Source organism: Pseudomonas sp. S04, from assembly GCF_009834545.1.
Lineage (GTDB): Bacteria > Pseudomonadota > Gammaproteobacteria > Pseudomonadales > Pseudomonadaceae > Aquipseudomonas.
Genome location: NZ_CP019427.1, coordinates 4,052,287 through 4,076,304, shown reverse-complemented (window position 1 = coordinate 4,076,304; position 24,018 = coordinate 4,052,287). Strand labels below are relative to the sequence as shown.

Here is a 24,018-nt window from a genome sequence, read left to right as displayed (position 1 = left end):
TACCGAATCAAGCGACGAATCGAGGCGTCAAAACTTGATGCGGACGGTTGCGCCACAAATCAAAACCGTCCAGTAACCAGTTGAGTTCTTGAACCGTCAGTACGATGGCTTCATCCGAACAATCCGGCGATGTTTTGAAGCGCTCGGACTCCAGGCGCTTTAGCCAAAGGCAGAAGCCGTTGCGCTCCCAATACAAAATCTTCACTCGGTTTCGAGGCTTGTTGAGGAACACGAAAAGCACCGGGTCAAACACCGCGACCTTGATGTCCTGTTCGACCAGAGCGGCAAGGCCGTCGATGGATTTTCGGAAGTCGACGGGCTTGGGGTAGAGATAGACTTTTTCGACTTTTGCGTCGGGACGCATCATGAGGTGCTGGCTCCGGAAAGGAATCGGGAGCACAGCATCGGGGATCAGGTGGTGAGTTTGAATGTGGGGTTTATGGAGCGCTTACAATAGACTGGTCGTGCCGTACTATTCGCCTGAACGCAGAACAGCCAGTTCTTGCGCCCGACAAAGAAGGGCATGATCGCACGTTCTACCGCATTGTTGTCGATCGGCACGTAACCGACTCCGGTGTAACGCACCAACTTGATCCAGTTGCGGGCTAGGTAGCTGATCGCTTTGTCCAGTGCCTTTTGCGCCGTCACTTGTGGCTGGGTTTTCTCCAGCCATGCTTGCAATGTGGCTCGGTGGGTAAATGTAGGGATGAGTATTGGATATTGAGCCCTGAAACACCCTATGGTGGTTAAGTAAACACAGAGATTTCCTTCAATACGTGCCGACTCCCCTGGCTGGCCAGTGGTTGGACACATCCGCTGTACATCCAACCCTCAAATCCCCCGCTGATTAACCCGCCCGCTCAACTCCTGCGCAGTCTCCTTGCGCTCCGAATACCGATCCACCAGGTCCGGCCGATCACGCAGCAGCAGCGTGAACTTCACCAGCTCTTCCATCACATCTACCACTCGGTCATAGAGCGCCGAGGGTTTCATGCGGTTGTGTTCGTCGAACTCGATGAAGGCTTTTGGCACGGAGGACTGGTTGGGGATGGTGAACATGCGCATCCAGCGGCCCAGGACCCGCAGTTGGTTGACGGTGTTGAAGGACTGCGAGCCGCCTGAGACTTGCATCACGGCCAGGGTTTTACCCTGGGTCGGGCGGATGGCGCCGAGGGCCAGGGGCACCCAGTCGATCTGCGCCTTGAATACAGCGGACATTGAGCCGTGGCGTTCCGGCGAGCACCAGACCTGGCCTTCTGACCATTGCATCAGCTGTAGCAGTTCTTGGACTTTCGGGTGGTCGCTGGGGGCGTCATCGGGTAGGGGCAGGCCGGATGGGTTGAAGATGCGTGTCTCGGCGCCGAAGTGTTGCAGCAGGCGGGCGGCTTCCTCTACCAGCAGGCGGCTGAAGGAGCGCGGGCGGGTTGAGCCGTAGAGCAGCAGGATGCGCGGTGGGTGCTGGTCGCTGCTGGCCGGGTGCAGGGTGTCGGATAGCTGGGTGTCGAGGTTGGGCAGGTGTTCGTTCATCAGGAGGCTCCGGGTCAGAGGCGGGCGATGCGTTCGAGTTCGGTTTGCAGGGCGGCGGCGTCGAGTTGGGCGAAGGGCAGTTGGAAGAATGCGCGGCAACGGGTTTCGATGATGGCCAACGTGGCGTTGAATGCGCCATTGATCTGGGCTTCGCTGCCGCTGATCTCGGAGGGGTCTTCGAGGCCCCAATGGGCCTTGAGTGCGGGGCCGAAGTACACGGGGCAGGTTTCCCCGGCGGCTTTGTCACAGACGGTGATGACAATGTCCGGCGGGCTGTCGGCGAAGGCCTCGTTGCCTTTGCTGTGCAATCCTGTGGTGGCGATACCGGCCGCCTGCAAGGTGCTCAGGCTGCGGGGCAGGACCTGGCCCTTGGGGAAGCTGCCGGCACTCACTGCCGTGAAGCCTGTGGGGGCGAGGTGGTTGAACAGCGCTTCGGACAGGATGCTGCGACAGCTGTTGGCTGTGCACATGAACAGGACTTTCATCGATTTCTCCGTGGTGTGTAGGCCAGAGTCGTGACTGGTCATACATATGGATTATCGAATATACGAATTATCGAATATTAGGTAAAGCGCGGGAGTGATTTTTATCGATGCGGCGCCGGCGGCTTAAACGAAAAGGGCGACCGTTGTGGGTCGCCCGTTCTAGTGCATCGCTCGGGAGTCGTTAGAGCTCCAGCCCTTGCTCGATCACCGCGAGAAAGTTCAGCTCATCCAGTGCCACCGGAGTGGGGCGTGGTTGTCCGGTGCGGGCCACGGGCTGGATTTGCCATACGGGCTCGGCCATGTCGTTCTCGGTGCGGCGGATGTACAGCGCCTGGCCTTTGCTGCGGATGTCGACCTGGCCTGTGCCGCCGATGACGAAACGGGCAATGGGGTCCAGGGTGATGGTGTTGTGGTTGCCTTCGATCTGCAGCTTGTCGATGGCGTAGTTGAAGGTCTCGCCGGATGGCAGGCTCTCAAACACGCGGGTCGGTACCCGGCGGATGTTGAGGCCGGCGTGGGTCAGCGGCTCGAGCCAGGTTTCCAGTTGGTGGTACATGTCATAGACCTGGCTTGGCCAGTGTTCGATGGCCAGGTCGGCGCGGGCTTCGGCGTCCACACGGCTTTTTTGTTTTTGCTTCAGTTTCGTGGCGAGTTCGTCTGCCTTGCTCATTCCGATTCCCTATCGTGCGTTCAGAGTAGTCTGCGCTTTCAAGGTACTGCACTTGACCGAGTGATTGCCAGTCGCCGGCACCACCCTGGTGCGGGTTAGAGAAGAATGTCTTCTGCTGATGCGCGGCCAGCCCTCACAATAGGCCCATTGGATGTTTGGTTTTCAGGTGGGTGAATGAAAAAACTGTCTGTATGGGTCCTGTTTGCTGTGCTGGCGATTGGCAGTGTGATCCTGAGCAATACACCGCAATCCTCGCGCAACAAACAGCAGAACGAGTCGGCGTCGGGGGTGTTCGACTATTACCTGCTGGCGTTGTCCTGGTCGCCGACCTTTTGTCTGACACGTCCGGAAAATGCCCAGTGTTCGGGCAAGGGCTACGGGTTTGTGTTGCACGGTCTGTGGCCGCAGTACGCCAAGGGTGGCTGGCCGCAGTCTTGCGTGCCGAATGCGCGGTTGTCGGCGGCCGAGCGGGCGCGGGGGCTGACGCTGTTTGTCACGCCGGCCTTGCTCAAGCATGAGTGGGCCAAGCACGGTACCTGCAGCGGGCTGGGTGCCATGGGCTACCTGGCGGCTGCGGACAAGGCGCTCGGCGCGGTGAAGATACCCGAGCCGCTGCAGCCTTTGAGCAAAGAGGTGTATTTCTCTGCCCAGGACATCACGCAGATGTTTCGCCGCAGCAACCCCGGGATACCGGCTGACGGTATTGCGGTGATCTGTCGCGGCCCGGAGTTGTCTGAGGTGCGGGTGTGCATGGCCAAGGACCTGTCGTTCCAGGCGTGCGGCAAGGGAGTGAAAAACCAGTGTCGCTCGGGTGATATCCGAGTGCCGCCGATGCGTTGAGGGGTTGGATGCGTTTTTGTAGCAGCTGCCTCGCGTTGCTCGATAGCTGCTACAGGTGCGCAGGCGTTCGACACGGCCGCTTTTATAGGGGCAGGCCCAGGGCGGCCAGGTCTTTGCGCAGTTGCCCGGCGTTGCTGAACTGCAGTGCATTGAAGCCTTCGCGGCGGGCGCCTTCGATGTTGGGGGCGTGGTCGTCGATAAACACGGCGTGGTGACCTTCGAACTGGTAACGCGACTTGAGCAGTTGGAAAATCTGCGGTGCGGGCTTGATGATGCCTTCTGCGCCCGAGACCAGGATGCCCTCGAATTTGTCCAGGAAGGCGAAGCGCTCAAGGGCAATGGGGAAGGTTTCCGCCGACCAGTTGGTCAGGGCCAGCAGGCGTACTTGCTTGGCGTGCAGTTCTTCGAGGATCTCGACGGTTTCTTCCAGTGCGCCGCCGAGCATTTCTTCCCAGCGTTCCCGGTAGGCACGAATCAGCGTCTCGTGTGTCGGGTGGCGGGCGATGGCTTCGTCGATGGCTTCCTGCCATGAGCGTCCGGCGTCCTGGCGTTCGTTCCAGTCGGTACTGCAGACCTCGGACAGAAAGGTCTCCATGGCTTGCTCATCATCGCCAAACAGCTTGCGGTAGAGGTTTCTCGGGTTCCAGCGAATCAGCACATTACCCAGGTCGAAAACCACGGTGTCGATGGTGGGTGGAAGGTCCTGATGGTTCATGCGTTCCTCCATGGGTAGCCGATAAGAATGAGGGGCTCAGCCTAGCAGAACACATGGGGGCTGCCGGTATAGGTGTCGTCGCGCTGCCGCGGTTTGCCCCTCGTCACTGCCGTAGGCTAAGCTTTGTCGATCAAGGGATCCGAGCGCCTGCTCGCGTTTTACCCTTCAAGGATGATGCATTTGCCAACCCCCATTCACGACCCCCACGATACGCTCGGCGGCCCATTGAAGCGATTACCCCTGCGCAAGGCGGCGGTGATCTTTATTGCGGCGGTGTGCCTGAGCCTGTGCGGCCTGCTGTACCTGCAGCTCGAACAATCCCGGCATCACGACTTGTCCCAGGCGCAAATTGCTTCGGTGAACCTCACGCGGGCGATGGCGCAACAGGCCGAGGATACCTTCCTGGCTGCCGATCTGGTGGTGACCAGCCTGGTCGACTGGATTCAGGCCGACGGTTTTGGCGTGGCGTCGAGCCCGCGCCTGCAGCGCACCTTTACCCGTCGGGTGCAGGCCTTGGAACAATTGCATGGACTGTTTCTGTTCGATCGCCAGGGGCAGTGGGTGGTGACCTCCTTTGGTGAGTTGCCGACCTGGCCGGGCGTCGCCGATCGTGAGTATTTCAGGTTCCATCAACAGAACGCTTCGTTGCAGGCCCATATCGGTCCGGCGATCCGCAGTCGGCAGAATGGTGAGTGGATCATCCCGTTGTCGCGACGGGTGAATGACCACAATGGTCAATTCCAGGGCGTGCTGATGGCGGGCATCCGCATGGAGTATTTCGACCGGTTTTTCAAAAGTTTCAGCCTCGACGACCACGCCTTGATGTTTCTGGCCCTGGCGGATGGCACTTTATTGGCCCGGCGGCCAGGTGCGGAGTTGCGCATTGGTGAGTCGCTGGCCCAGGGGGCGATCTTCAAGGACTACTTGCCGAATGCACCCTCGGGTACTGCGATGATTCGCTCGAAGGTGGACGGCGAGCTGCGGCTGTACGGCTACCAGCAGTTGGACGCGTATCCGCTGGTGGTAGCGGCGGCTACTCCTGAGGCGGTGGTGCTGCGCGGTTGGTATGCCAATGCGGTGCAGTCCAGTGTCATCGTGGCCCTGGTGGTGCTCGGCGTGAGCCTGTTCGGTTGGGTGTTCGTGCTGCAGGTGCGCAACGGTGAGCGCATCGAAGCAGATCTGCGTGCGGCCCAGGAGCGTCTGGAAGTGATCGCCACCCATGACAGCCTGACCGGCCTGGCGAATCGACGGTTGTTCGAGCGGGCGCTGCAGATCGAGTTTGCCCGGGGGCTGCGCCAGCAACGTCCGCTAAGCCTGATCATGCTCGATGTTGATTACTTCAAGCGCTTCAACGACAACTACGGCCACGTCGCCGGCGACCAGTGCCTGGCGCGGGTGGCTGGCGTGGTCAAGGGGTGCTGCCAACGCCCGTCCGACCTGGTGGTGCGCTACGGCGGGGAAGAGTTTGCGGTGCTGTTGCCGGATACCGATATCCAGGGTGCCGTCGCCATTGCCGAGCAGATCCGGCACAGTGTCCAGGGCGCCAACATTCTCCACAGCGGCGCACCTTCGGGGCAGTTGACCGTCAGTCTTGGTTGCCATGCGATTGTGCCCAGGGAGGGCGACAGCATCGAGAGGCTCATCGAGTGCGCGGATGCGGCGTTGTACCAGGCCAAGAACTTCGGCAGGAATCGCACGCAGGTGGCCTCCCTGGAGGGGCGTCCGAGCGATGCCCCTAGTCGGCGCTGAACGCCTTGCGTAGCCGTTCGATGGTCTGCTCGGTGGACAGCCCGGGAGTTGGCGGCGGATCGGGGCGTTCACAGAACTCGCGCCAGACAAACAGCGTCAGCTCTGCGCCATCGGTAAGGGTTTGCGGGGTGGGCGCGCCAAAACCCTGCAGGAGCCGATAGCGCGAGTCCTGCCAGAACAGGTTTTCCACCCAGTCGAACACCGGGATGAAGTGAAAGTGGATGGGCTGGTCGGGGGTATGGCCATAGCGGCCTATGTACAGGCGTTTTGGCTGCAGCTGGCTCTGCATCACCTGCTGGGTGCGCGCCATTAACCCCCCGAGTTCAGCCAGCGCCTCGGCGGGCAGCTCGTGGAGCGCATTGACATTGGCCCTGGCTCCGAGCATCAGGTAACCCGGCAGGTGCGAGTTGACCCGGTGATTGACGATCCAGTGGGCGGTTTGATGGACGATCAGCTGTGGGTCGATGTGCATGCTCGGGCGTCACCTTTTCTTCACCGGGCCGATGAGGGAAATCAATTGTCGTTGCCTGTGGCGGCTATCGTATAACGTTTGCCCATCGGCACGGCACTCGACCGCTCCAGGTCCGGTGCGCCTTCATGTCCAAGGAATCGCTCATGACCGCGACTGCGCTCGAACACATCGACCTGTACCTTCAGCGTCTTGGTTTTGCCGCGCCACCCAAGCCCACCCTGGAAGCCTTGGGTGAACTGCAGCTAAGGCACACCAGCACCTTTGTTTTCGAAAATCTCTCGCCCCTGGCCGGATTGCCGGTGCCCCTCGACCTGCCATCGATCCAGCACAAAGTGCTGCATGAGGGCCGTGGCGGTTATTGCTACGAGCTCAACAATCTATACATGACCCTGCTGGAGCGCCTGGGGTACCAGGTGCGCGGTATCACCGGGCGCGTGGTGATGAACGCGCCACCGGACGCCTGGGCGGCCCGTACCCATCGCCTGACCCTGGTGACCCTCAACGGCCTGCGCTACATCACCGATGTCGGCTTTGGCGGCATGGTGCCGACGGCGCCGCTGCTGCTCGATACCGAACAGGAGCAGGCCACGCCCCATGAGCCGTATCGCATCCTCCGCGAGGACGAAAGCTACACCCTGCACGCCAAGGTCGCTGGCGAGTGGCGGGCAATGTATGTCTTCGACCTGCAGCGTCAGGGCGATATCGATTATGAGATCGGCAACTGGTACGTCTCGACTCACCCGCAATCACCGTTCTTGCAGCGCCTGATGGTGGCGCGGACCGGGGAGGGCGTGCGCCGCACCCTGAACAACGGCAGCTATGCCGTGCATCGCCTGGGCAGTCCCAGCGAGCGGCGCGAGATCAATGATGTGCAGGAGCTGATCGAGTTGCTGCGCAGTGAGTTCTCGCTCGAGGTACCCGAGCATCCGGCACTGCGGGCGACCCTGGCAGGATTGATCGCCATTGAGCAATAAGTAGCGACTTCGCAGAAAAAAGCTGATCAGTTGATCAGCTTTTTTTCGACCGACGGTAAAGCCCGGAAAGTGCAGGCTAGACGGTTCGAAGCGGGCTTGGGTGGATGCTTGTCCATTATGTGACTGATAAGTTGTATACAACTCTATGGACATTTGTCTTGGGTGTTGAATACAGTGTGCGCATAACAAAAACCCAGGGAACCCCCCACGATGAAAACGCCCTCTGTTTCACACCAACGGCCCGAGGATGAAAACCTCGGGGTCGGCGCGAATATGGCTTACGGCCTGCAACACGTTCTGACCATGTATGGCGGTATCGTTGCGGTACCACTGATCATCGGCCAGGCGGCCGGGCTTTCTCCGGCAGACATTGGTCTGTTGATCGCGGCATCGTTGTTTGCAGGGGGGTTGGCAACGCTGCTGCAAACCCTGGGTCTGCCGTTTTTCGGTTGTCAGTTGCCGCTGGTGCAGGGTGTGTCGTTCTCCGGCGTCGCGACCATGGTGGCGATTGTCAGCAGTGGTGGGGAGGGCGGCTTCCAGTCGATCCTGGGGGCGGTGATTGCCGCCTCGTTGATCGGCTTATTGATCACTCCGGTGTTCTCGCGGATCACCAAGTTCTTCCCGCCGCTGGTGACCGGTATCGTGATCACCACCATCGGTCTGACGCTAATGCCGGTGGCCGCGCGCTGGGCCATGGGTGGCAACAGTCATGCCGAAGACTTCGGCAGCATGGCCAACATCGGCCTGGCGGCCGTGACCCTGATGCTGGTATTGCTGCTGAGCAAGATCGGCAGCGCCACCATCTCCCGCCTGTCGATCCTGTTGGCCATGGTCATCGGTACCCTGATCGCGGTATTCCTCGGCATGGCGGACTTTTCCAGCGTCAGCGAAGGGCCGATGTTCGGCTTCCCGACACCGTTCCACTTCGGTATGCCGACTTTCCACTTCGCCGCGATCCTGTCGATGTGCATTGTGGTCATGGTGACCCTGGTCGAGACCTCCGCGGACATCCTCGCGGTCGGTGAGATCATCGACACCAAGGTCGACTCCAAGCGCCTGGGCAACGGCCTGCGGGCTGACATGCTGTCGAGCATGATCGCGCCGATTTTCGGCTCCTTCACCCAGAGCGCCTTCGCCCAGAACGTCGGGCTGGTGGCGGTGACCGGGATCAAGAGCCGCTACGTGGTGGCCACCGGCGGGCTGTTCCTGGTGATCCTCGGGCTGCTGCCGTTCATGGGTCGGGTGATTGCCGCAGTACCGACCTCGGTACTCGGTGGGGCCGGTATCGTGCTGTTCGGCACCGTGGCCGCCAGCGGCATTCGTACCCTGTCCAAGGTCGATTACCGCAACAACGTCAACCTGATCATCGTCGCCACCTCGATCGGCTTCGGCATGATCCCGATCGCCGCGCCGAGCTTCTATGATCACTTCCCAAGCTGGTTCGCCACCATCTTCCATTCCGGCATCAGTTCGTCGGCGATCATGGCGATCCTGTTGAACCTGGCGTTCAACCACTTCACGACCGGCAACTCGGACCAGCAATCGGTATTCGCTGCGGGCACCGAGCGCACCTTGCGCTTCCAGGATCTTGCAGCGCTACGCGAAGGCGACTACTTCAGTGATGGCAAGTTGCATGACTGCGATGGCAATGAAGTGCCGGTGATAGTCGAGGACCACGGTCACGGCACGCCGGAACATCGACCTGCGCAGTTGAAGAGTAGCGAGCACGTCTGATCACAGACACTGGTAAAAAAGAGGCCGACCTGCTGTTTAGACAGGGCGGCCTTTTTTATTGGGCAGCGAGCATTAGCCGGCGCAATTTTTTGCCGGCCACAAAAAAGCCCCTGATCTTTCGATTCAGGGGCTTTTTGATCTTGCTGTCTGGCTCCACGACCTGGACTCGAACCAGGGACCCAGTGATTAACAGTCACTTGCTCTACCAACTGAGCTATCGCGGAATTCGCCGTATGTTACTGATTAAAAAGAACAAGTCAACAAAAAATTGTATCTGTGGCGGCTTTTCCGGTGAGTGGTATCGATTTGTTGCGGGGCGGGCAGTCGACAGCCATTGGCGGTTACCAGAAGCGCGGTAGAGGGCTACCATGCGTTCCCGGGCGTGGTTCACGCGCTGCCGGCCATTCGTCCACAAGGTAGGCGTCATGACTCAACAACCGCAGTTCTCCGCAATCCTGGCGTACGGGGTGCTTGCATGAGCATTGCCCAGATCAGCCTGCCCAAAGGCGTGGGTGCGCCGGCCGAAAAACTGTTCGAAGCGATCACCCAGGCGGGCACCGCTGAGGAGCTCAACCGTGCCGGAGGCAAGGCCGAAGGGTTTGTGCTGGGGCTGGAAAGCGCCAAGGCGATCAAGAGCCAGGTGGCCGAGGCTTTGTATGTGGCTTATGACGATGCTGCCAGCCAGCGTTCGAGCCAACTGGCCGGCTGAAGCGTCAGCCGCCGAAGGTGACGGTGCCGAGCATGAACTTGGCATACAGCGAAGTGGCGGCCAGTTGTACCAGCCACAGGGCCAGGCCACCGAGAAACACTCCGCTTGCCACTTGCAGCACCAGGCTGTTGCCGCGCTTGGTGGTGGAGCGAGGGGTGAAGTGATCGAGGTCGTCATCGCGGTCGGCGCGTAAATTGTCGTTTTTCATGGGATCTCTCGAAAGGGCGGGCTACTGGATGGATCTTTCAGTCTAGTGATTGTCCGCGCAGCAACGAAAAGGGGAAGCCAGACGGCTTCCCCTTTGCTTGTCGCGGGCGTGGCTTAGATCACCGCAACGATAGCCTTGGTCACTACGTCGATGTTGTTCTGGTTCAGCGCGGCCACGCAGATGCGGCCGGTGTCCAGGGCGTAGATGCCGAACTCGTTGCGCAGGCGGGTCACTTGTTCAACGGTCAGGCCGGAGTAGGAGAACATCCCGCACTGGCGGCCAACAAAGCTGAAATCGTGATCCGGGGCGTGTTGTGCCAGCAGGTCGACCATCTGGGTGCGCATGCCACGAATGCGCAGGCGCATCTCGGCCAGTTCCTGCTCCCACTGGGCGCGCAGTTCCGGGCTGTTGAGCACGGCGGCAACCACTGCTGCGCCATGGGTTGGCGGGTTGGAGTAGTTGGTGCGGATCACGCGCTTGACTTGCGACAGCACGCGCGCGCTTTCTTCTTTCGATTCGCTGACGATCGACAGTGCGCCGACGCGCTCGCCGTACAACGAGAACGATTTGGAGAACGAGCTGGAAACGAAGAAATTCAGCCCCGACTCGGCGAACAAGCGCACGGCAGCGGCGTCTTCGTCGATACCGTCGCCAAAGCCCTGGTAGGCCATGTCGAGGAACGGCACGAGGTTTTTCGCCTTGACCACTTCCAGGACGTTTTTCCAGTCCGCTGGGCTCAGGTCAACGCCAGTCGGGTTGTGGCAGCAGGCGTGCAGCACCACGATCGAGTTGGCAGGCAGGGCGTTGAGGTCTTCCAGCAGGCCGACGCGGTTGACGTCATGGGTGGCGGCGTCGTAGTAGCGGTAGTTCTGCACTGGGAAGCCAGCGGTTTCGAACAGCGCGCGGTGGTTTTCCCAGCTCGGGTCGCTGATGGCGACTACGGCGTCCGGCAGCAGTTGCTTGAGGAAGTCGGCACCGATTTTCAGTGCGCCGGTACCGCCCACGGACTGGGTAGTGACTACGCGGCCAGCGGCCAGCAGCGGCGAATCAGCGCCAAACAGCAGCTTTTGCACGGCCTGGTCGTAGGCAGCGATGCCGTCGATCGGCAGGTAGCCGCGGGAAGCGTGTTGAGCGGCGCGAGTTGTCTCGGCTTCGACTACGGCGCGCAGGAGTGGAATTCGCCCCTCCTCGTTGCAGTAAACACCGACCCCCAGGTTGACCTTGTTGGTTCGGGTGTCAGCGTTGAATGCTTCGTTGAGGCCCAGGATTGGATCGCGTGGTGCCATTTCGACAGCGGAGAACAGGCTCATTATTGCGGCGGCTCTGAATGGAATATGGAGGGACGTGTAGCGCTCCAGCCGAATGCACTAGAGCGGTGCACAAACGGGGAGCTAGTATAGAGGCCATCACCGGGCAGGGCGACAGGCGTTTGACCTTTTCCGGCAAGTTTTTCGGATTATTTGCCAACCGTTAGTCTTATTGTCATGACGGTCTATTACGGGGCATGTAGGACGATTACCTTGAAACTACAGGTATTCGCCACCACATCAACGGTTATCATGATTTTTCCCCGCGACATCCGTCGTCAGCGTTGTTTATCGTGGCTGCCTGGCCCTCCCGCTCAGGCAGGCACCCGCGCCGCGCAAAACCAGAGGTAGGTATGTCCGAATTCCAGCTAGTCACCCGCTTCGAGCCTGCCGGCGATCAGCCGGAAGCCATCCGCCTGATGGTCGAGGGCATCGAGGCCGGGCTCGCGCACCAGACGCTGCTCGGTGTGACAGGCTCCGGCAAGACCTTCAGTATCGCCAACGTGATCGCCCAGGTGCAGCGTCCGACCCTGGTGCTGGCGCCGAACAAGACCCTGGCCGCGCAGTTGTATGGCGAATTCAAGGCGTTTTTCCCGAACAACGCGGTCGAGTACTTCGTTTCCTACTACGACTACTACCAGCCGGAAGCGTATGTGCCGTCGTCCGATACCTTCATTGAGAAGGACGCCTCGATCAACGACCACATCGAACAGATGCGCCTGTCGGCGACCAAGGCGCTGCTCGAGCGCAAGGACGCGATCATCGTCACCACGGTGTCGTGCATCTACGGCCTGGGCAGTCCGGAAACCTATCTGAAGATGGTCTTGCACATCGATCGTGGCGACAAGCTCGATCAGCGTGCCCTGGTCCGCCGCCTGGCCGACCTGCAGTACACCCGCAATGACATGGATTTCGCCCGCGCCACGTTCCGCGTGCGCGGCGACGTGATCGATGTGTACCCGGCGGAATCCGACCTGGAAGCGATCCGCATCGAGCTGTTCGATGATGAGGTCGAAAGCCTCTCGGCCTTCGATCCGCTGACCGGGGAGGTGATCCGCAAGCTGCCGCGCTTCACCTTCTACCCCAAGAGCCACTACGTGACGCCCCGCGAAACCCTGCTCGGTGCCATCGAGGGGATCAAGGTCGAGTTGCAGGAGCGCCTCGACTACCTGCGTTCCAACAACAAGCTGGTGGAAGCCCAGCGCCTGGAGCAACGCACCCGGTTTGACCTGGAGATGATCCTCGAACTGGGCTACTGCAACGGCATTGAAAACTACTCGCGCTACCTGTCCGGCCGGGATTCTGGCCAGGCGCCGCCGACCTTGTTCGACTACTTGCCGGCCGATGCCTTGCTGGTGATCGACGAATCCCACGTCAGCGTGCCGCAGGTCGGGGCGATGTATAAGGGCGACCGTTCGCGCAAGGAGACCCTGGTGGAGTACGGGTTCCGCCTGCCGTCGGCGCTGGATAACCGGCCGATGCGCTTCGACGAGTTCGAAAACATCAGCCCGCAGACGATTTTTGTCTCGGCCACCCCGGGCAACTACGAAGCTGAACATGCCGGGCGTGTGGTCGAGCAATTGGTGCGTCCGACCGGCCTGGTGGACCCGCAGATCGAAATCCGCCCGGCGCTGACCCAGGTCGACGACCTGCTGTCGGAGATCACCAAGCGGGTGGCGCTGGAGGAGCGGGTGCTGGTCACCACGCTGACCAAACGCATGTCCGAAGACCTCACCGACTACCTGGCGGATCACGGCGTGCGCGTGCGTTACCTGCACTCGGACATCGACACCGTGGAGCGGGTGGAGATCATCCGCGACTTGCGCCTCGGCACCTTCGACGTGCTGGTGGGGATCAACCTGTTGCGTGAAGGCCTGGACATGCCGGAAGTATCGCTGGTGGCGATTCTCGATGCCGACAAGGAAGGCTTCCTGCGTTCCGAGCGTTCGCTGATCCAGACCATCGGCCGCGCCGCGCGTAACCTCAACGGCCGGGCGATTCTGTATGCCGACCGCATTACGGGTTCGATGGAGCGGGCGATCGGCGAGACCGAGCGTCGTCGCGACAAGCAGATCGCCTTCAACCTGGCCAACGGCATCACCCCCAAAGGGGTGTTCAAGGATGTCGCCGACATCATGGAAGGCGCCACCGTGCCGGGTTCGCGCAGCAAGAAGCGCAAGGGCATGGCCAAGGCGGCCGAGGAAAGCGCCAAGTACGAAAACGAGCTGCGCTCGCCGAGCGAGATCACCAAGCGCATTCGCCAACTGGAAGAGAAGATGTACCAGCTCGCCCGCGACCTGGAATTCGAAGCCGCGGCCCAGACCCGCGACGAAATCGCCAAGATGCGCGAGCGGTTGTTGGCGGTCTGATCCTCGGCGCCTGGCAGGGCCACATCGCGGGCAAGCCCGCTCCCACAGGGTCCTTCAATCACTGTGGGAGCGGGCTTGCCCGCGATGAGGCCCGCCAGTGCGCTACAAATTCACCTAGTGCGCCTCACCCGCCTTGAGCCCCGCCGGCAATGCCTTGGTCAGCAAAATCGCCAACATGCTCACCCCCAGCGCAATCCCGACGAAATGAAAGGCGTCGTTGTACGCCATGATCGATGCCTGTTGGTGGGCGATCTCACTGAGCTTGCCCAGCGCGGCCGTCTCGCTGCCAAAACGGTCGGTGAGGCTGGCCAGGCGTTCGGCCACTTGCGGATTGGTCGGCACGATGGCCTCGCGCAGGTAATCGAAGTAGGTCTTGGTCCGGGCATCCAGCAGAGTGGCGAGCAGGGCGATGCCGATGGCGCCACCGAGGTTACGCAGGATGTTGAACAGGCTCGACGCCGAGCCGGCATCCTGGGGCAGGATGTAGGCGGTGGCGATCAGCGAGATGGTGACCATGATCAGCGGCTGCCCCAGCGCGCGGATAATCTGGATCTGATTGAACTGCGGCCCGGCAAAGTCCGGGTTGAGCACTCCCGAAGAAAAACTCGCCAGGCCGAACAGGCCAAAACCCAGGGTGCACAGCCACTTCGGCGAGATGTACTGCATCAGCTTGGGCACCAGCGGAATCAGGAACAACTGGGGCACGCCCATCCACATGATCACTTCGCCGATCTGCAGCGCGTTGTAGTTCTGGATCTGCGCCAGGTACAGCGGCAACAGGTAGATCGAGCCATACAGCCCCACCCCCATGCCCAGGCTGGAGATACTCGACAGGCCGAAGTTGCGGTTGCGCAGGATGCCCAGGTTGATCAGCGGGTTGGGCTTGGACACCTGGACGATGACAAAGGTGATCAGGCTGACCAGGGCAATACTGCCCAGGGTCACGATCAGGCTCGACTCCAGCCAGTCCTTGCGATGGCCTTCCTCGAGGAATACCTGCAGGCAGCCCAGGCCGACACCCAAGGTGAGGATGCCGGTGTAGTCGGTGCTCTTGAGCAGTTCCCAGTGCGCTGCTTTCTTCTCCAGGCCATACATCAGGCCGGCAATCATGATCAGGCCGGGCGGGATGTTGATGTAGAAGATGTACTCCCAGCCCCAGTTTTCCGTGAGCCAGCCACCCAGGGTCGGGCCGATGGAGGGGGCGAAGGTGGCGGTCATGGCGAACATGGCCATGCCTTTGGCGCGGTGGTGTTCGGGCAGCTTGATCAGGGTCAGGGTGAATGCCAGGGGGATCAGCGCGCCGCCGGTGAAGCCCTGCAAGGCGCGGAACACGATCATGCTTTCCAGGCTCCAGGCCATGGAGCAGAGCAGGGAGGCGAACAGGAAACCGGCCGAGACCCAGACCGCCAGGCGGCGTGCCGAGAGCAACTGCACCAGCCAGGCGGTGAGGGGGATCATGATGATTTCCGCCACCAGGTAGGAGGTGGAAATCCACGAGCCCTCCTCAAGCGTCGCCGACAGCGCGCCCTGGATGTCCTTGAGCGAGGAGTTGGTGATCTGGATGTCGAGTACCGCCATGAAGGCGCCGAGCATCACGCTCATCACCGCAATCCAGTCCCGCCGGGTCGGTTCGCCGACCGGGCGGATCAGTTGATCACCGGCCATCGACAGGGTCTTTGATGTTCACTTTGGCGGTGACCGACATGCCCGGGCGGATCTTGCCGTGCAGCGGGTTATCCGCGGCAAACGTCAGCTTCACTGGAATCCGTTGCACCACCTTGGTGAAGTTGCCGGTGGCATTGTCTGGCGGCAGCAGGCTGAACTGGGCGCCGGAGGCGGCGAACAGGCTGTCGACCCGAGCTTCGATCGGGGTGTCGCCGTAGGCATCAAAAATCAGCTCGGCCTTTTGCCCGGGCTGCATGTGGCCGATCTGGGTTTCCTTGAAGTTGGCCTGAATCCAGATGTCCTGGTCCGGGACGATCGACAGCAGGTACGCGCCGGCTTGAACCACCTGGCCGTTGCGCGCCGCGCGCTGGCCAACCAGGCCGCTGATCGGCGAGCGGATCTCGCTGCGGGTCAGGTTCAGCTCGGCCTGGGCCAGGTCGGCCTGGGCGTTGGCGATCTGCGCGTCGAGGCGCTTGATTTCGGCGCTCAGGGCGTTGACCTGCTGGCGCTGTGCCTGGGCGTCGGCCTGGGCCTTGGTGACTTGTGAGCGGGCGATATGGTTTTCCGCCGACAGGGTGGTGACCCGTTCTTCCGAGACATAGCCGGGTTTGCGCAGCGTTTCGGCGCGGGACAGGTCAATTTGCGAGCGCCCCAGGCTGGCCTGGCTGGAGGCGACCTGGGCTTCGCTGGAGGCGATCAGGCTGGCTTGCTGCGTCAGTTTGCTCTGGGCCTGCAGGCGCTCGGCCTGGCGGGTGGCGAGGGCGGCGGCAGCGCGGTCGACGGCAAGGCGGAAGTCCTCACCTTCGAGACGGATCAGCAACTGGCCTTTTTCCACGTGCTGGTTGTCATGCACCAGCACCTCGTCGATGCGCGCGCTCAACTGGCTGGAAACGCGGGTGATTTCACCCTGCACATAGGCGTTATCGGTGCTTTCGTAAAACCGTCCCTTGAAGAACCATTCGGCGAAAAATCCGCCGGCGACCAGCAGGACGATAAACAGGAAGATAAACAGGCGACGCTTGAGTTGGGCAGGCATGGGCAGCTTGTAGTCGATAAAGTGTAAGGAAATTTAACAGGCGGTGAATCTGGCACATAGCCGACAGGTGGTAAATGCCACTAAATGATAATCAGGCATTTGCCGCTGTTAGCGCCTTTTGTAGCCTCAATCTTGGCTTATATGCCCTGCTCACTGGAGCCGGGCGGGTGTCGCCTGTTACCATTCGCCCTTTGTTTCATCTCCGCTTTTCATCATCTTTCGAGACACGCCATGACCACCGTCCGCACTCGCATCGCGCCATCGCCTACCGGCGATCCCCATGTCGGCACCGCTTACATCGCTTTGTTCAACTACTGCTTTGCCAAGCAGCATGGCGGTGAGTTCATCCTGCGCATTGAAGACACCGACCAGTTGCGCTCGACCCGCGAGTCCGAACAGCAGATTTTCGATGCCTTGCGTTGGCTGGGCATCGACTGGGCCGAAGGCCCGGACGTCGGCGGCCCGCACGGCCCGTACCGGCAGAGCGAGCGTGGCGAGATCTACCAGAAGTACTGCCAGCAGCTCGTGGAGATGGGCCACGCGTTCCCGTGCTTCTGCACCGCCGAGGAGCTGGACCAGATGCGCGCCGAGCAAATGGCTCGCGGCGAGACCCCGCGCTACGACGGTCGTGCCCTGCTGCTGTCCAAGGAAGAAGTGGCTCGCCGCCTGGCCGCTGGCGAACCTCACGTGATCCGCATGAAGGTGCCGACCGAAGGCGTCTGCGTGGTGCCGGACATGCTGCGTGGCGACGTCGAGATCCCGTGGGATCGCATGGACATGCAAGTGCTGATGAAGACCGACGGCCTGCCGACCTACTTCCTGGCCAACGTGGTCGATGACCACCTGATGGGCATCACCCACGTCCTGCGCGGCGAAGAGTGGCTGCCATCGGCGCCCAAACTGATCCTGCTGTACGAATACTTCGGTTGGGAACAGCCGGAGCTGTGCTACATGCCGCTGTTGCGCAACCCGGACAAGAGCAAGCTGTCCAAGCGCAAGAACCCGACCTCGGTGACCTTCTACGAGCGCATGGGCTTCATGCCGGAAGCGATGCTCAACTACCTGGGGCGCATGGGCTGGTCGATGCCGGACGAGCGCGAGAAGTTCTCCCTGCAAGAGATGGTCGACAACTTCGACCTCAAGCGCGTGTCCCTGGGCGGGCCGATCTTCGACATCGAGAAGCTGTCCTGGCTCAACGGCCAGTGGCTGCGTGACCTGCCGGTGGAAGAGTTCGCCAGCCGCCTGCAGACGTGGGCGCTGAACCCTGAGTACATGATGAAGATCGCCCCCCACGTGCAGGGCCGGGTGGAAACCTTCAGCCAGGTGGCACCGCTCGCCGGGTTCTTCTTCGCCGGTGGCGTCAACCCGGATGCCAAGCTGTTCGAATCCAAGAAGCTCTCGGGCGACCAGGTGCGCCAGTTGATGCAGTTGATCCTGTGGAAGCTGGAGAGCCTGCGTCAGTGGCAGAAGGACAACATCACCGCGACGATTCAGGCGGTGGTCGAATCCCTCGAGCTGAAACTGCGCGATGCCATGCCGTTGATGTTCGCCGCGATTACCGGCCAGGCGAGCTCGGTGTCGGTGCTCGACGCCATGGAAATCCTCGGCCCGGACCTGACCCGTTTCCGCCTGCGCCAGGCCATCGACCTGCTCGGTGGCGTGTCGAAGAAAGAAAACAAGGAGTGGGAAAAGCTGCTGGCCGCGATTGCCTGATTCCCTGCGGTAGCTCCTGGCAGGCCCTTGGCCTGTGCCAAACCCCCGGATTTCCGGGGGGAGGGCGGTAAGTGATTGTTATGTCGGCAAAAAATTTTAAATTTTTTGAAAAATAAGTTTGACAGACATTCGATACGCCCTTAAGATTCGCCCCGTCCTCAGCGATGACATCAACGATGAGGGGCTATAGCTCAGCTGGGAGAGCGCTTGCATGGCATGCAAGAGGTCGACGGTTCGATCCCGTCTAGCTCCACCAATTTACACTTCAAGGTCTGGCCACACCGGCCTTGAAGCGATCAGCACTCAGCGTTGATCAGTTGTATAGAAGGTTTGTGTCCCCTTCGTCTAGTGGCCTAGGACACCGCCCTTTCACGGCGGTAACAGGGGTTCGAGTCCCCTAGGGGACGCCAGTTTTACAGAAGTGATGTTGCAAGATGTCACTCCGCCGCGAGGCGAAAAATCCGGGGCTTTAGCTCAGCTGGGAGAGCGCCTGCATGGCATGCAGGAGGTCAGCGGTTCGATCCCGCTAAGCTCCACCAATTTTACACTTCAAGGTCTGGCCACACCGGCCTTGAAGCGATCAGTACTCAGCGCTGATCAGTGTATAGAAGGGTTTGCGTCCCCTTCGTCTAGTGGCCTAGGACACCGCCCTTTCACGGCGGTAACAGGGGTTCGAGTCCCCTAGGGGACGCCACGATTACCCGCTCTGCGGGATTTTATAAGGGTCATTCAATTATTGAATGGCCCTTTTGTTTGTCTGGCGTTTGGCCAATTCCCCCATACCCTCTCTGCTCTTCTGACCAACGGTCAAATCCAGCCCTTGCGTAAATTTATTATGAGAATAATATTTCCATCGTAATATTCGGAGGCAACGATGAACGACAAAAAAGCTCAAACCCGTGAACGCATTCTCCAGGCCGCCAGCTCTGCGCTGATTCAACGTGGCCCGGCGGAACCGAGCGTGGGCGAAGTGATGGGGGCGGCCGGCCTGACCGTCGGCGGCTTCTATGCGCACTTCGAAAGCAAGGACGCAATGATGCTGGAAGCCTTCACCCAGTTGCTCGGCCAGCGTCGGGCGTTGATCGCCGACATGGATGCCGAGCTGACCGGGGAAGAGCGCCGGGCGTTGGTCGCGGCGTTCTACCTGTCGCGCAAACACCGCGACTCCACCGAAAACGCCTGTCCGATTCCGGCGTCGGTGGGGGAGTTGGGTCGCCTGCCGGATGACTTCCGGGTGGCCTTGAACGAGCACGTCGAGCTGATGGTCGCGCAGTTGGCCAGCAGCCCGGAAGACGCCGATAAGGTCCTCGCGGACCTGGCGCTGATGGTGGGAGGCCTGGCCCTGGCGCGGGCGCTGGGAGCCGGTGAGTTGTCTGATCGATTGCTGCGTGCCGCCAAGTCGGCGGTGCTGTGACCTGAAGCGTTGGCCTTTGGAGATGAGCGATGAACACCTTGAGTTGGGTTCGCGGCGTTAACGGCACGTTGGGCTGGGTGGCGCCGAAGTTGATTGCGAACAAGATGCGTCAGGTGTTCATGACGCCGCGAGAATTACCGCCCCGTGACTGGGAGATGCCGCTGCTGGCCAGTGCCGAGCGCATTACCTTGCGCTTTGGGCTCTCGGCCTTGCGCTGGGGCCAGGGCCCGGCAGTGTTGCTGATGCATGGTTGGGAAGGGCGGCCGACCCAGTTCGCCAGCCTGATCAGCGCCCTGGTGGACGCCGGTTATACGGTGATTGCCCTGGACGGTCCTGCCCACGGTCGTTCGCCGGGACGCGAGGCCAACGTCGTACTGTTTGCCCGCGCCATGCTCGAAGCGGCGGCCGAGTTACCGCCGCTGCAAGGGGTCGTCGGCCACTCCATGGGCGGCGCCAGTGCAATGCTTGCGGTGCAGTTGGGGCTGCGTACACAGACCCTGGTGAGCATCGCGGCACCGGCGCGGATTCTTGGCGTGCTGCGTGGTTTTGCCCGCTACTTCGGTTTGCCACCGCGTGCGCGCTCGGCGTTTATCCGCAAGGTCGAGCAGGATGTCGGCATGCAGGCTTCAAGGCTCGATGTCGCCCACTATCAATTGGATATGCCCGGATTGATTGTGCATGCCGAGGACGACACCTTTGTCCCGGTGAGCGAGTCGCAGCTGATCCATGAAGCCTGGTTCGACAGTCGCCTGCTGCGCCTGGAGGAGGGCGGTCACCAACGGGTGCTGGCCGACCCGCGAGTGATCGAAGGGGTGCTGGGATTGCTCGCGGGTAGCAGCCTGCAGGCGCGGCAATCGGCCTGATCATCCGTTACACTGCTCCCGGTCGAATAAGCGGACCGGGAGTGAGGCATGGGCTGGGATCGGGCAACACCCTTTGTGATTGACCTGCAGGTGGCCGCGGAGGACATCGACGGGCTGGGACACGCCAATAACGCGGTGTACGTTACCTGGCTCGAGCGCTGCGCCTGGCGCCACTCACAGCGTCTGGGGCTGGACCTGGTGGAGTATCGGCGGCTGGACCGGGCCATGGCCGTGGTGCGCCACGAGATCGATTACCTGGCAGCGGCCTATGAAGGTGACGAGTTGCAGTTGGCGACCTGGATCGTCGACTGGGACCAGCGCCTGAAAATGACCCGGCATTTCCAGTTGGTTCGCCCCAGTGACAACGCGACCCTGCTGCGCGCGCAAACCACCTTTGTCTGTATTGAACTGTCCAGCGGCAAGCCCAAGCGCATGCCCGCCGAGTTCATTGAAGGCTACGGCCCGGCGTTGCACGCTCGCGCCTGAACGGATTGATGAAATGCAAAAACGGCACCCGAGGGTGCCGTTTTTTTGTTGCTGCGATTCGCTTGAGCGATCAGCCCGCCAGGCCGGCTTGCTGGACCAGGGTCAGCAACGGTTGCGGGTAGACGCCCAGGAAGAACGCCAGGGCGGCGATGGCCAGCAGCATCACGCCACCAGCCTTTTGCTCCCAGTGCAGCTGAGCGTCGACACGGCGCAGGTTAGGCTCGATCAGGAACAGGGTAACCATCACGCGCAGGTAGTAGAACACGCCGATGGCGCTACCCAGCACCAGCGAGCCGACCAGCCACCATTGGTGCGCTTCGACACCCGTGGCAATGATGTAGAACTTGCCGATGAAGCCTGCGGTCAGCGGGATGCCGGCCAGGGACAGCATCATCACGGTCAGCACGGCGGTCAGGTACGGACGGCGCCAGAACAGGCCGCGATACTCGTACAGGGCGTCGGCGTCACGGCCTTTGTACGGCGAGGACATCAGGGTGATCACGCCGAACGCGCCGAGGCTGGTGATCACGTAGGTGACCAGGTACACGCCGATGGCTTCCAGGGCCAGGCCCTTGCTCGCCACCAGGGCGATCAGCAGGTAGCCGAAGTGGGCAATGGAGGAGTAACCCAGCAGACGCTTGAGGTTGCTCTGGGTCAGTGCCAACAGGTTACCGAACAGGATCGAGGCAATCGCGATCACGGTCAGGACGTTGCTCAGCACGGCGGTGTTGGCGGCTGGGGAGATCTGGAACAGACGCACCATGACCGCAAACACTGCGACTTTCGAGGCAGTCGCCAGGAACGCGGCGACAGGGGCCGGAGCACCTTCGTACACGTCCGGCGTCCACAAGTGGAAAGGCACCAGGGACAGTTTGAACGCCAGGCCCACCAGCATCATCGCCATGCCCAGTTGCGCCAGCGGGCTGGCCGCGCCGCTGGCGGCCAGGGCGTGACCGATACCGCTGAAGCTCAGGCTGCCAGCATCGGCATAGAGCAGCGCCATGCCGAACAACAGGAACGCGGAACCGGCGGCCGACAGCACCATGTACTTGATGCCGGCTTCCAGCGAGCGCTTGTTGAAGAAGGCATACGCCACCAGACCGTAGACCGGTACCGAGAGCAGCTCCAGGCCGATGAACAAGCCGGCCAGGTGTTGCGCGCTGACCAGCACGATACCGCCGGCCGCAGCCAGCAGGATCAGCAGGTACAGCTCTTCGCGGTTGCCCGGGTAGCCAGTGCCGCCTTCGCCGAGGTAGGCGTGGGCGAGGGTGACGCAGGCCAGGGTCGCCACGAGGATCAGTGCGATGTACAGCAGCGCGAAGTTGTCGACCAGCATCAGCGGGGTGACGACCAGCGGCGCGACCTTGAGTGCCGGCAGGATAGACAGCAAGGCCAGGTTAAGACCCGCCACCGAGAGCAGGAAAGTCTGTGAGTGGTTGCGGCGCCATGCGATAGCCAGCATCACCACAATCACGGTGAGGCTGGTGATCAACAGTGGCGCTAGCGCGATAAAGTGTTGAATCGTGAATTCCATAGCGCTCTTACCGGGCCGAAGCGAGTTGAGTGAAGGCGGTACCGAGCCATTGCTGCACACCATGCATCGTCGCAGCAGAGGTATCGAGGAACGGTTGCGGGTAGACGCCGAGGTAGATCAGCAGTACCGCAAGGCCGAGCACCATGATCAGTTCGCGAGCATCCATACCGTGCAGCACCGCGTCCGACTTGGACGGGCCGAAGTAGGCACGGTGGATCATGATCAGCGAGTAGACCGAACCGAACACCAGGCCGGAGGTGGCAATCGCGGTGATCCATGGCGCACTGGCGAAGGTGCCGATCAGGATCAGGAACTCACCGACGAAGTTGCCGGTACCCGGCAGGCCCAGGGAGGCGGCTGCGAAGAACAGGCTGATGGCCGGCAGGTAGGCGATCTTCGACCACAGGCCACCCATTTCACGCATGTCGCGGGTGTGGGTGCGCTCGTACAACTGGCCGCTGAGGATAAACAGTGCCGCCGCGGACAGGCCGTGGGCAAGCATCTGGATCACCGCGCCTTGCAGGGCCAACTGGCTGCCGGAGTAGATACCGATCAGCACGAAGCCCATGTGCGAAACGCTGGAGAACGCGATCAGACGCTTGATGTCGGTCTGGGCAAATGCCAGGAACGCACCGTAGAAGATCCCGACCAGGCCCAGGGCCATGGCGATCGGCGCGAACTCGGCCGAGGCGTTCGGGAACAGCGGCAGGGCGAAACGCAGCAGGCCGTAGGCCGCGGTTTTCAGCAAGATACCGGCGAGGTCGACGGAACCTGCGGTCGGTGCCTGGGCGTGAGCGTCAGGCAGCCAGGAGTGGAACGGCACCACGGGCAGCTTGACCGCGAAGGCGATGAAGAAGCCGAGCATCAGGATGTACTCGGTGGTCATCGACATCTTGGTTTTCAGCAGGTCGGCGTAGTTGAACGTAATCACGCCCGTGCTGTTGAAGTTGACCAGGACCAGACCGAGGATCGCCACCAGCATGATCAGGCCGGAAGCCTGAGTGAAGATGAAGAACTTGGTCGCTGCGTAGATCCGGGTTTTCTTGCCGTCCGAAGAACTGTGACCCCAGAGCGCGATGAGGAAGTACATCGGCACCAGCATCATTTCCCAGAAGAAGAAGAACATGAACAGGTCGAGGGCGAGGAACACGCCGACAACGCCGCCCAGGATCCACATCAGGTTCAGGTGGAAGAAACCCACGTGACGCTGAATCTCTTTCCAGGAGCAGAGTACCGAGAGGATACCCAGCAGGCCGGTCAGCAGGATCATCAACAGTGACAGGCCGTCGAGGGCCAGGTGCACGTTGATGCCAAAACGCTCGATCCAGACGTGCTTGAACTCAAGCGCCCAGGTCGGATCGGCACCAGGTGCCGGAGCAAATGAATAGTCACCGTGGGCCCACAGCCAGAGGCCGAGGGCGAGTTCCAGGGTCATGGTCAACAGCGCAATCCAGCGAGGGAGGGTGGCGCCGAAGCGCTCACCCATCCAGCACAGCAGGCCGCCGATGAAGGGGATCAGGATTAGCCAAGGCAGAATCATGACGGGCT

22 protein-coding genes, 5 tRNA genes and 1 pseudogene are annotated in these 24,018 nt (G+C 61.2%); 14 read left to right on the top strand and 14 right to left on the bottom strand.

Annotated features, from left to right (window positions below; genetic code table 11):
* Nucleotides 1–7: 7 nt before the first annotated feature.
* From tnpB to PspS04_RS18000, 5 genes and pseudogenes are all read right to left on the bottom strand, one after another.
* Nucleotides 8–367 (bottom strand): IS66 family insertion sequence element accessory protein TnpB, encoded by a 360-nt coding sequence (tnpB, locus tag PspS04_RS18020; protein WP_237234930.1) that lies wholly within the window; start codon nucleotides 365–367, stop codon nucleotides 8–10.
* A 122-nt stretch (nucleotides 368–489) separates the two neighbouring features.
* A pseudogene (locus PspS04_RS18015) lies at nucleotides 490–687 on the bottom strand (IS66 family transposase); the annotation flags it as partial.
* A gap of 144 nt (nucleotides 688–831) precedes the next feature.
* Complete coding sequence (gene arsH, locus PspS04_RS18010) at nucleotides 832–1,527, bottom strand: arsenical resistance protein ArsH (protein WP_159996974.1); 696 nt, start codon at nucleotides 1,525–1,527, stop codon at nucleotides 832–834.
* Nucleotides 1,528–1,541: 14 nt separating this feature from the next.
* On the bottom strand, nucleotides 1,542–2,012 hold the full coding sequence (locus tag PspS04_RS18005; RefSeq protein WP_159996973.1) for an arsenate reductase ArsC: 471 nt from the start codon (nucleotides 2,010–2,012) through the stop codon (nucleotides 1,542–1,544).
* Nucleotides 2,013–2,193: 181 nt separating this feature from the next.
* Complete coding sequence (locus PspS04_RS18000; RefSeq protein WP_159996972.1) at nucleotides 2,194–2,682, bottom strand: hypothetical protein; 489 nt, start codon at nucleotides 2,680–2,682, stop codon at nucleotides 2,194–2,196.
* Nucleotides 2,683–2,856: 174 nt separating this feature from the next.
* On the opposite strand from PspS04_RS18000, the gene PspS04_RS17995 reads away from it, so the two are divergent.
* Nucleotides 2,857–3,522, top strand: coding sequence for a ribonuclease T2 family protein (locus PspS04_RS17995; protein WP_159996971.1), 666 nt, complete (start codon nucleotides 2,857–2,859; stop codon nucleotides 3,520–3,522).
* 82 nt (nucleotides 3,523–3,604) lie between these two features.
* On the opposite strand, the gene PspS04_RS17990 is transcribed toward PspS04_RS17995, so the two are convergent.
* Nucleotides 3,605–4,237 (bottom strand): HAD family hydrolase, encoded by a 633-nt coding sequence (locus PspS04_RS17990; RefSeq protein WP_159996970.1) that lies wholly within the window; start codon nucleotides 4,235–4,237, stop codon nucleotides 3,605–3,607.
* Between the two features lie 180 nt (nucleotides 4,238–4,417).
* Here PspS04_RS17990 and PspS04_RS17985 point away from each other — a divergent pair, with 180 nt between their 5' ends.
* Nucleotides 4,418–5,986, top strand: a complete 1,569-nt coding sequence (locus PspS04_RS17985) for a sensor domain-containing diguanylate cyclase (RefSeq protein ID WP_159996969.1) — start codon at nucleotides 4,418–4,420, stop codon at nucleotides 5,984–5,986.
* On the opposite strand, the gene PspS04_RS17980 is transcribed toward PspS04_RS17985, so the two are convergent.
* A complete protein-coding gene (locus PspS04_RS17980) occupies nucleotides 5,973–6,458 on the bottom strand; it encodes an HIT family protein (protein WP_159996968.1) in 486 nt (161 codons plus the stop codon). The two genes, PspS04_RS17985 and PspS04_RS17980, sit on opposite strands and share 14 nt — an antisense overlap.
* Before the next feature lie 143 nt (nucleotides 6,459–6,601).
* On the opposite strand from PspS04_RS17980, the gene PspS04_RS17975 reads away from it, so the two are divergent.
* Both PspS04_RS17975 and PspS04_RS17970 read left to right on the top strand, forming a co-directional pair.
* Nucleotides 6,602–7,432 (top strand): arylamine N-acetyltransferase family protein, encoded by an 831-nt coding sequence (locus PspS04_RS17975; protein WP_159996967.1) that lies wholly within the window; start codon nucleotides 6,602–6,604, stop codon nucleotides 7,430–7,432.
* 210 nt (nucleotides 7,433–7,642) lie between these two features.
* A complete protein-coding gene (locus PspS04_RS17970) occupies nucleotides 7,643–9,166 on the top strand; it encodes a nucleobase:cation symporter-2 family protein (protein ID WP_159996966.1) in 1,524 nt (507 codons plus the stop codon).
* A gap of 148 nt (nucleotides 9,167–9,314) precedes the next feature.
* Here PspS04_RS17970 and PspS04_RS17965 read toward each other — a convergent pair.
* Nucleotides 9,315–9,390 (bottom strand) — tRNA-Asn (locus tag PspS04_RS17965).
* 251 nt (nucleotides 9,391–9,641) lie between these two features.
* On the opposite strand from PspS04_RS17965, the gene PspS04_RS17960 reads away from it, so the two are divergent.
* Nucleotides 9,642–9,875 (top strand): hypothetical protein, encoded by a 234-nt coding sequence (locus tag PspS04_RS17960; RefSeq protein ID WP_095165258.1) that lies wholly within the window; start codon nucleotides 9,642–9,644, stop codon nucleotides 9,873–9,875.
* 4 nt (nucleotides 9,876–9,879) lie between these two features.
* Here the strand turns inward: PspS04_RS17960 and PspS04_RS17955 are convergent, their stop codons facing one another.
* Both PspS04_RS17955 and PspS04_RS17950 read right to left on the bottom strand, forming a co-directional pair.
* Entirely contained in the window at nucleotides 9,880–10,083 is a 204-nt protein-coding gene (locus PspS04_RS17955) for a hypothetical protein (protein ID WP_159996964.1), read from the bottom strand.
* Between the two features lie 113 nt (nucleotides 10,084–10,196).
* Nucleotides 10,197–11,393, bottom strand: a complete 1,197-nt coding sequence (locus PspS04_RS17950; protein WP_095165256.1) for an amino acid aminotransferase — start codon at nucleotides 11,391–11,393, stop codon at nucleotides 10,197–10,199.
* Between the two features lie 350 nt (nucleotides 11,394–11,743).
* Between PspS04_RS17950 and uvrB the strand changes: the two genes are divergently transcribed.
* Nucleotides 11,744–13,759 carry an excinuclease ABC subunit UvrB gene (uvrB, locus tag PspS04_RS17945; RefSeq protein WP_159996962.1) on the top strand — a complete coding sequence of 672 codons (2,016 nt, stop codon included), beginning with the start codon at nucleotides 11,744–11,746 and terminating at the stop codon, nucleotides 13,757–13,759.
* Nucleotides 13,760–13,873: 114 nt separating this feature from the next.
* On the opposite strand, the gene PspS04_RS17940 is transcribed toward uvrB, so the two are convergent.
* Both PspS04_RS17940 and PspS04_RS17935 read right to left on the bottom strand, forming a co-directional pair.
* Nucleotides 13,874–15,364 (bottom strand): MDR family MFS transporter, encoded by a 1,491-nt coding sequence (locus PspS04_RS17940; RefSeq protein WP_174244621.1) that lies wholly within the window; start codon nucleotides 15,362–15,364, stop codon nucleotides 13,874–13,876.
* Between the two features lie 49 nt (nucleotides 15,365–15,413).
* Nucleotides 15,414–16,460, bottom strand: coding sequence for an HlyD family secretion protein (locus PspS04_RS17935; RefSeq protein WP_159996958.1), 1,047 nt, complete (start codon nucleotides 16,458–16,460; stop codon nucleotides 15,414–15,416).
* Between the two features lie 231 nt (nucleotides 16,461–16,691).
* On the opposite strand from PspS04_RS17935, the gene gltX reads away from it, so the two are divergent.
* The 8 genes from gltX (at nucleotide 16,692) to PspS04_RS17895 (ending at nucleotide 20,936) form a co-directional block, all read left to right on the top strand.
* Nucleotides 16,692–18,173 (top strand): glutamate--tRNA ligase, encoded by a 1,482-nt coding sequence (gene gltX / locus PspS04_RS17930; protein ID WP_095165252.1) that lies wholly within the window; start codon nucleotides 16,692–16,694, stop codon nucleotides 18,171–18,173.
* 180 nt (nucleotides 18,174–18,353) lie between these two features.
* Nucleotides 18,354–18,429: transfer RNA gene (locus PspS04_RS17925), tRNA-Ala, on the top strand.
* A gap of 78 nt (nucleotides 18,430–18,507) precedes the next feature.
* Nucleotides 18,508–18,583: transfer RNA gene (locus PspS04_RS17920), tRNA-Glu, on the top strand.
* A gap of 53 nt (nucleotides 18,584–18,636) precedes the next feature.
* A tRNA-Ala gene (locus PspS04_RS17915) sits at nucleotides 18,637–18,712 on the top strand.
* 79 nt (nucleotides 18,713–18,791) lie between these two features.
* Nucleotides 18,792–18,867 (top strand) — tRNA-Glu (locus PspS04_RS17910).
* A 180-nt stretch (nucleotides 18,868–19,047) separates the two neighbouring features.
* On the top strand, nucleotides 19,048–19,587 hold the full coding sequence (locus PspS04_RS17905; RefSeq protein ID WP_159996956.1) for a TetR/AcrR family transcriptional regulator: 540 nt from the start codon (nucleotides 19,048–19,050) through the stop codon (nucleotides 19,585–19,587).
* A 29-nt stretch (nucleotides 19,588–19,616) separates the two neighbouring features.
* Nucleotides 19,617–20,450, top strand: coding sequence for an alpha/beta fold hydrolase (locus PspS04_RS17900; protein WP_159996954.1), 834 nt, complete (start codon nucleotides 19,617–19,619; stop codon nucleotides 20,448–20,450).
* A 48-nt stretch (nucleotides 20,451–20,498) separates the two neighbouring features.
* Nucleotides 20,499–20,936 (top strand): acyl-CoA thioesterase, encoded by a 438-nt coding sequence (locus PspS04_RS17895; protein WP_159996952.1) that lies wholly within the window; start codon nucleotides 20,499–20,501, stop codon nucleotides 20,934–20,936.
* Between the two features lie 70 nt (nucleotides 20,937–21,006).
* Here the strand turns inward: PspS04_RS17895 and nuoN are convergent, their stop codons facing one another.
* Nucleotides 21,007–22,470: an NADH-quinone oxidoreductase subunit NuoN gene (gene nuoN / locus PspS04_RS17890; protein ID WP_159996950.1), complete on the bottom strand. Its 1,464-nt coding sequence runs from the start codon at nucleotides 22,468–22,470 to the stop codon at nucleotides 21,007–21,009.
* A 7-nt stretch (nucleotides 22,471–22,477) separates the two neighbouring features.
* Nucleotides 22,478–24,010: an NADH-quinone oxidoreductase subunit M gene (nuoM, locus tag PspS04_RS17885; protein WP_159996948.1), complete on the bottom strand. Its 1,533-nt coding sequence runs from the start codon at nucleotides 24,008–24,010 to the stop codon at nucleotides 22,478–22,480.
* Between the last annotated feature and the right edge of the window lie 8 nt (nucleotides 24,011–24,018).

Bases quoted from the DNA above. Each gene is read 5' to 3' on its own strand.
- tnpB (WP_237234930.1), bottom strand. From the start codon at position 367: ATGATGCGTCCCGACGCAAAAGTCGAAAAAGTCTATCTCTACCCCAAG.
- arsH (WP_159996974.1), bottom strand. From the start codon at position 1,527: ATGAACGAACACCTGCCCAACCTCGACACCCAGCTATCCGACACCCTG.
- PspS04_RS18005 (WP_159996973.1), bottom strand. From the start codon at position 2,012: ATGAAAGTCCTGTTCATGTGCACAGCCAACAGCTGTCGCAGCATCCTG.
- PspS04_RS18000 (WP_159996972.1), bottom strand. From the start codon at position 2,682: ATGAGCAAGGCAGACGAACTCGCCACGAAACTGAAGCAAAAACAAAAA.
- PspS04_RS17995 (WP_159996971.1), top strand. From the start codon at position 2,857: ATGAAAAAACTGTCTGTATGGGTCCTGTTTGCTGTGCTGGCGATTGGC.
- PspS04_RS17990 (WP_159996970.1), bottom strand. From the start codon at position 4,237: ATGAACCATCAGGACCTTCCACCCACCATCGACACCGTGGTTTTCGAC.
- PspS04_RS17980 (WP_159996968.1), bottom strand. From the start codon at position 6,458: ATGCACATCGACCCACAGCTGATCGTCCATCAAACCGCCCACTGGATC.
- PspS04_RS17975 (WP_159996967.1), top strand. From the start codon at position 6,602: ATGACCGCGACTGCGCTCGAACACATCGACCTGTACCTTCAGCGTCTT.
- PspS04_RS17970 (WP_159996966.1), top strand. From the start codon at position 7,643: ATGAAAACGCCCTCTGTTTCACACCAACGGCCCGAGGATGAAAACCTC.
- PspS04_RS17960 (WP_095165258.1), top strand. From the start codon at position 9,642: ATGAGCATTGCCCAGATCAGCCTGCCCAAAGGCGTGGGTGCGCCGGCC.
- PspS04_RS17955 (WP_159996964.1), bottom strand. From the start codon at position 10,083: ATGAAAAACGACAATTTACGCGCCGACCGCGATGACGACCTCGATCAC.
- PspS04_RS17950 (WP_095165256.1), bottom strand. From the start codon at position 11,393: ATGAGCCTGTTCTCCGCTGTCGAAATGGCACCACGCGATCCAATCCTG.
- uvrB (WP_159996962.1), top strand. From the start codon at position 11,744: ATGTCCGAATTCCAGCTAGTCACCCGCTTCGAGCCTGCCGGCGATCAG.
- PspS04_RS17935 (WP_159996958.1), bottom strand. From the start codon at position 16,460: ATGCCTGCCCAACTCAAGCGTCGCCTGTTTATCTTCCTGTTTATCGTC.
- gltX (WP_095165252.1), top strand. From the start codon at position 16,692: ATGACCACCGTCCGCACTCGCATCGCGCCATCGCCTACCGGCGATCCC.
- PspS04_RS17905 (WP_159996956.1), top strand. From the start codon at position 19,048: ATGAACGACAAAAAAGCTCAAACCCGTGAACGCATTCTCCAGGCCGCC.
- PspS04_RS17900 (WP_159996954.1), top strand. From the start codon at position 19,617: ATGAACACCTTGAGTTGGGTTCGCGGCGTTAACGGCACGTTGGGCTGG.
- PspS04_RS17895 (WP_159996952.1), top strand. From the start codon at position 20,499: ATGGGCTGGGATCGGGCAACACCCTTTGTGATTGACCTGCAGGTGGCC.
- nuoN (WP_159996950.1), bottom strand. From the start codon at position 22,470: ATGGAATTCACGATTCAACACTTTATCGCGCTAGCGCCACTGTTGATC.
- nuoM (WP_159996948.1), bottom strand. From the start codon at position 24,010: ATGATTCTGCCTTGGCTAATCCTGATCCCCTTCATCGGCGGCCTGCTG.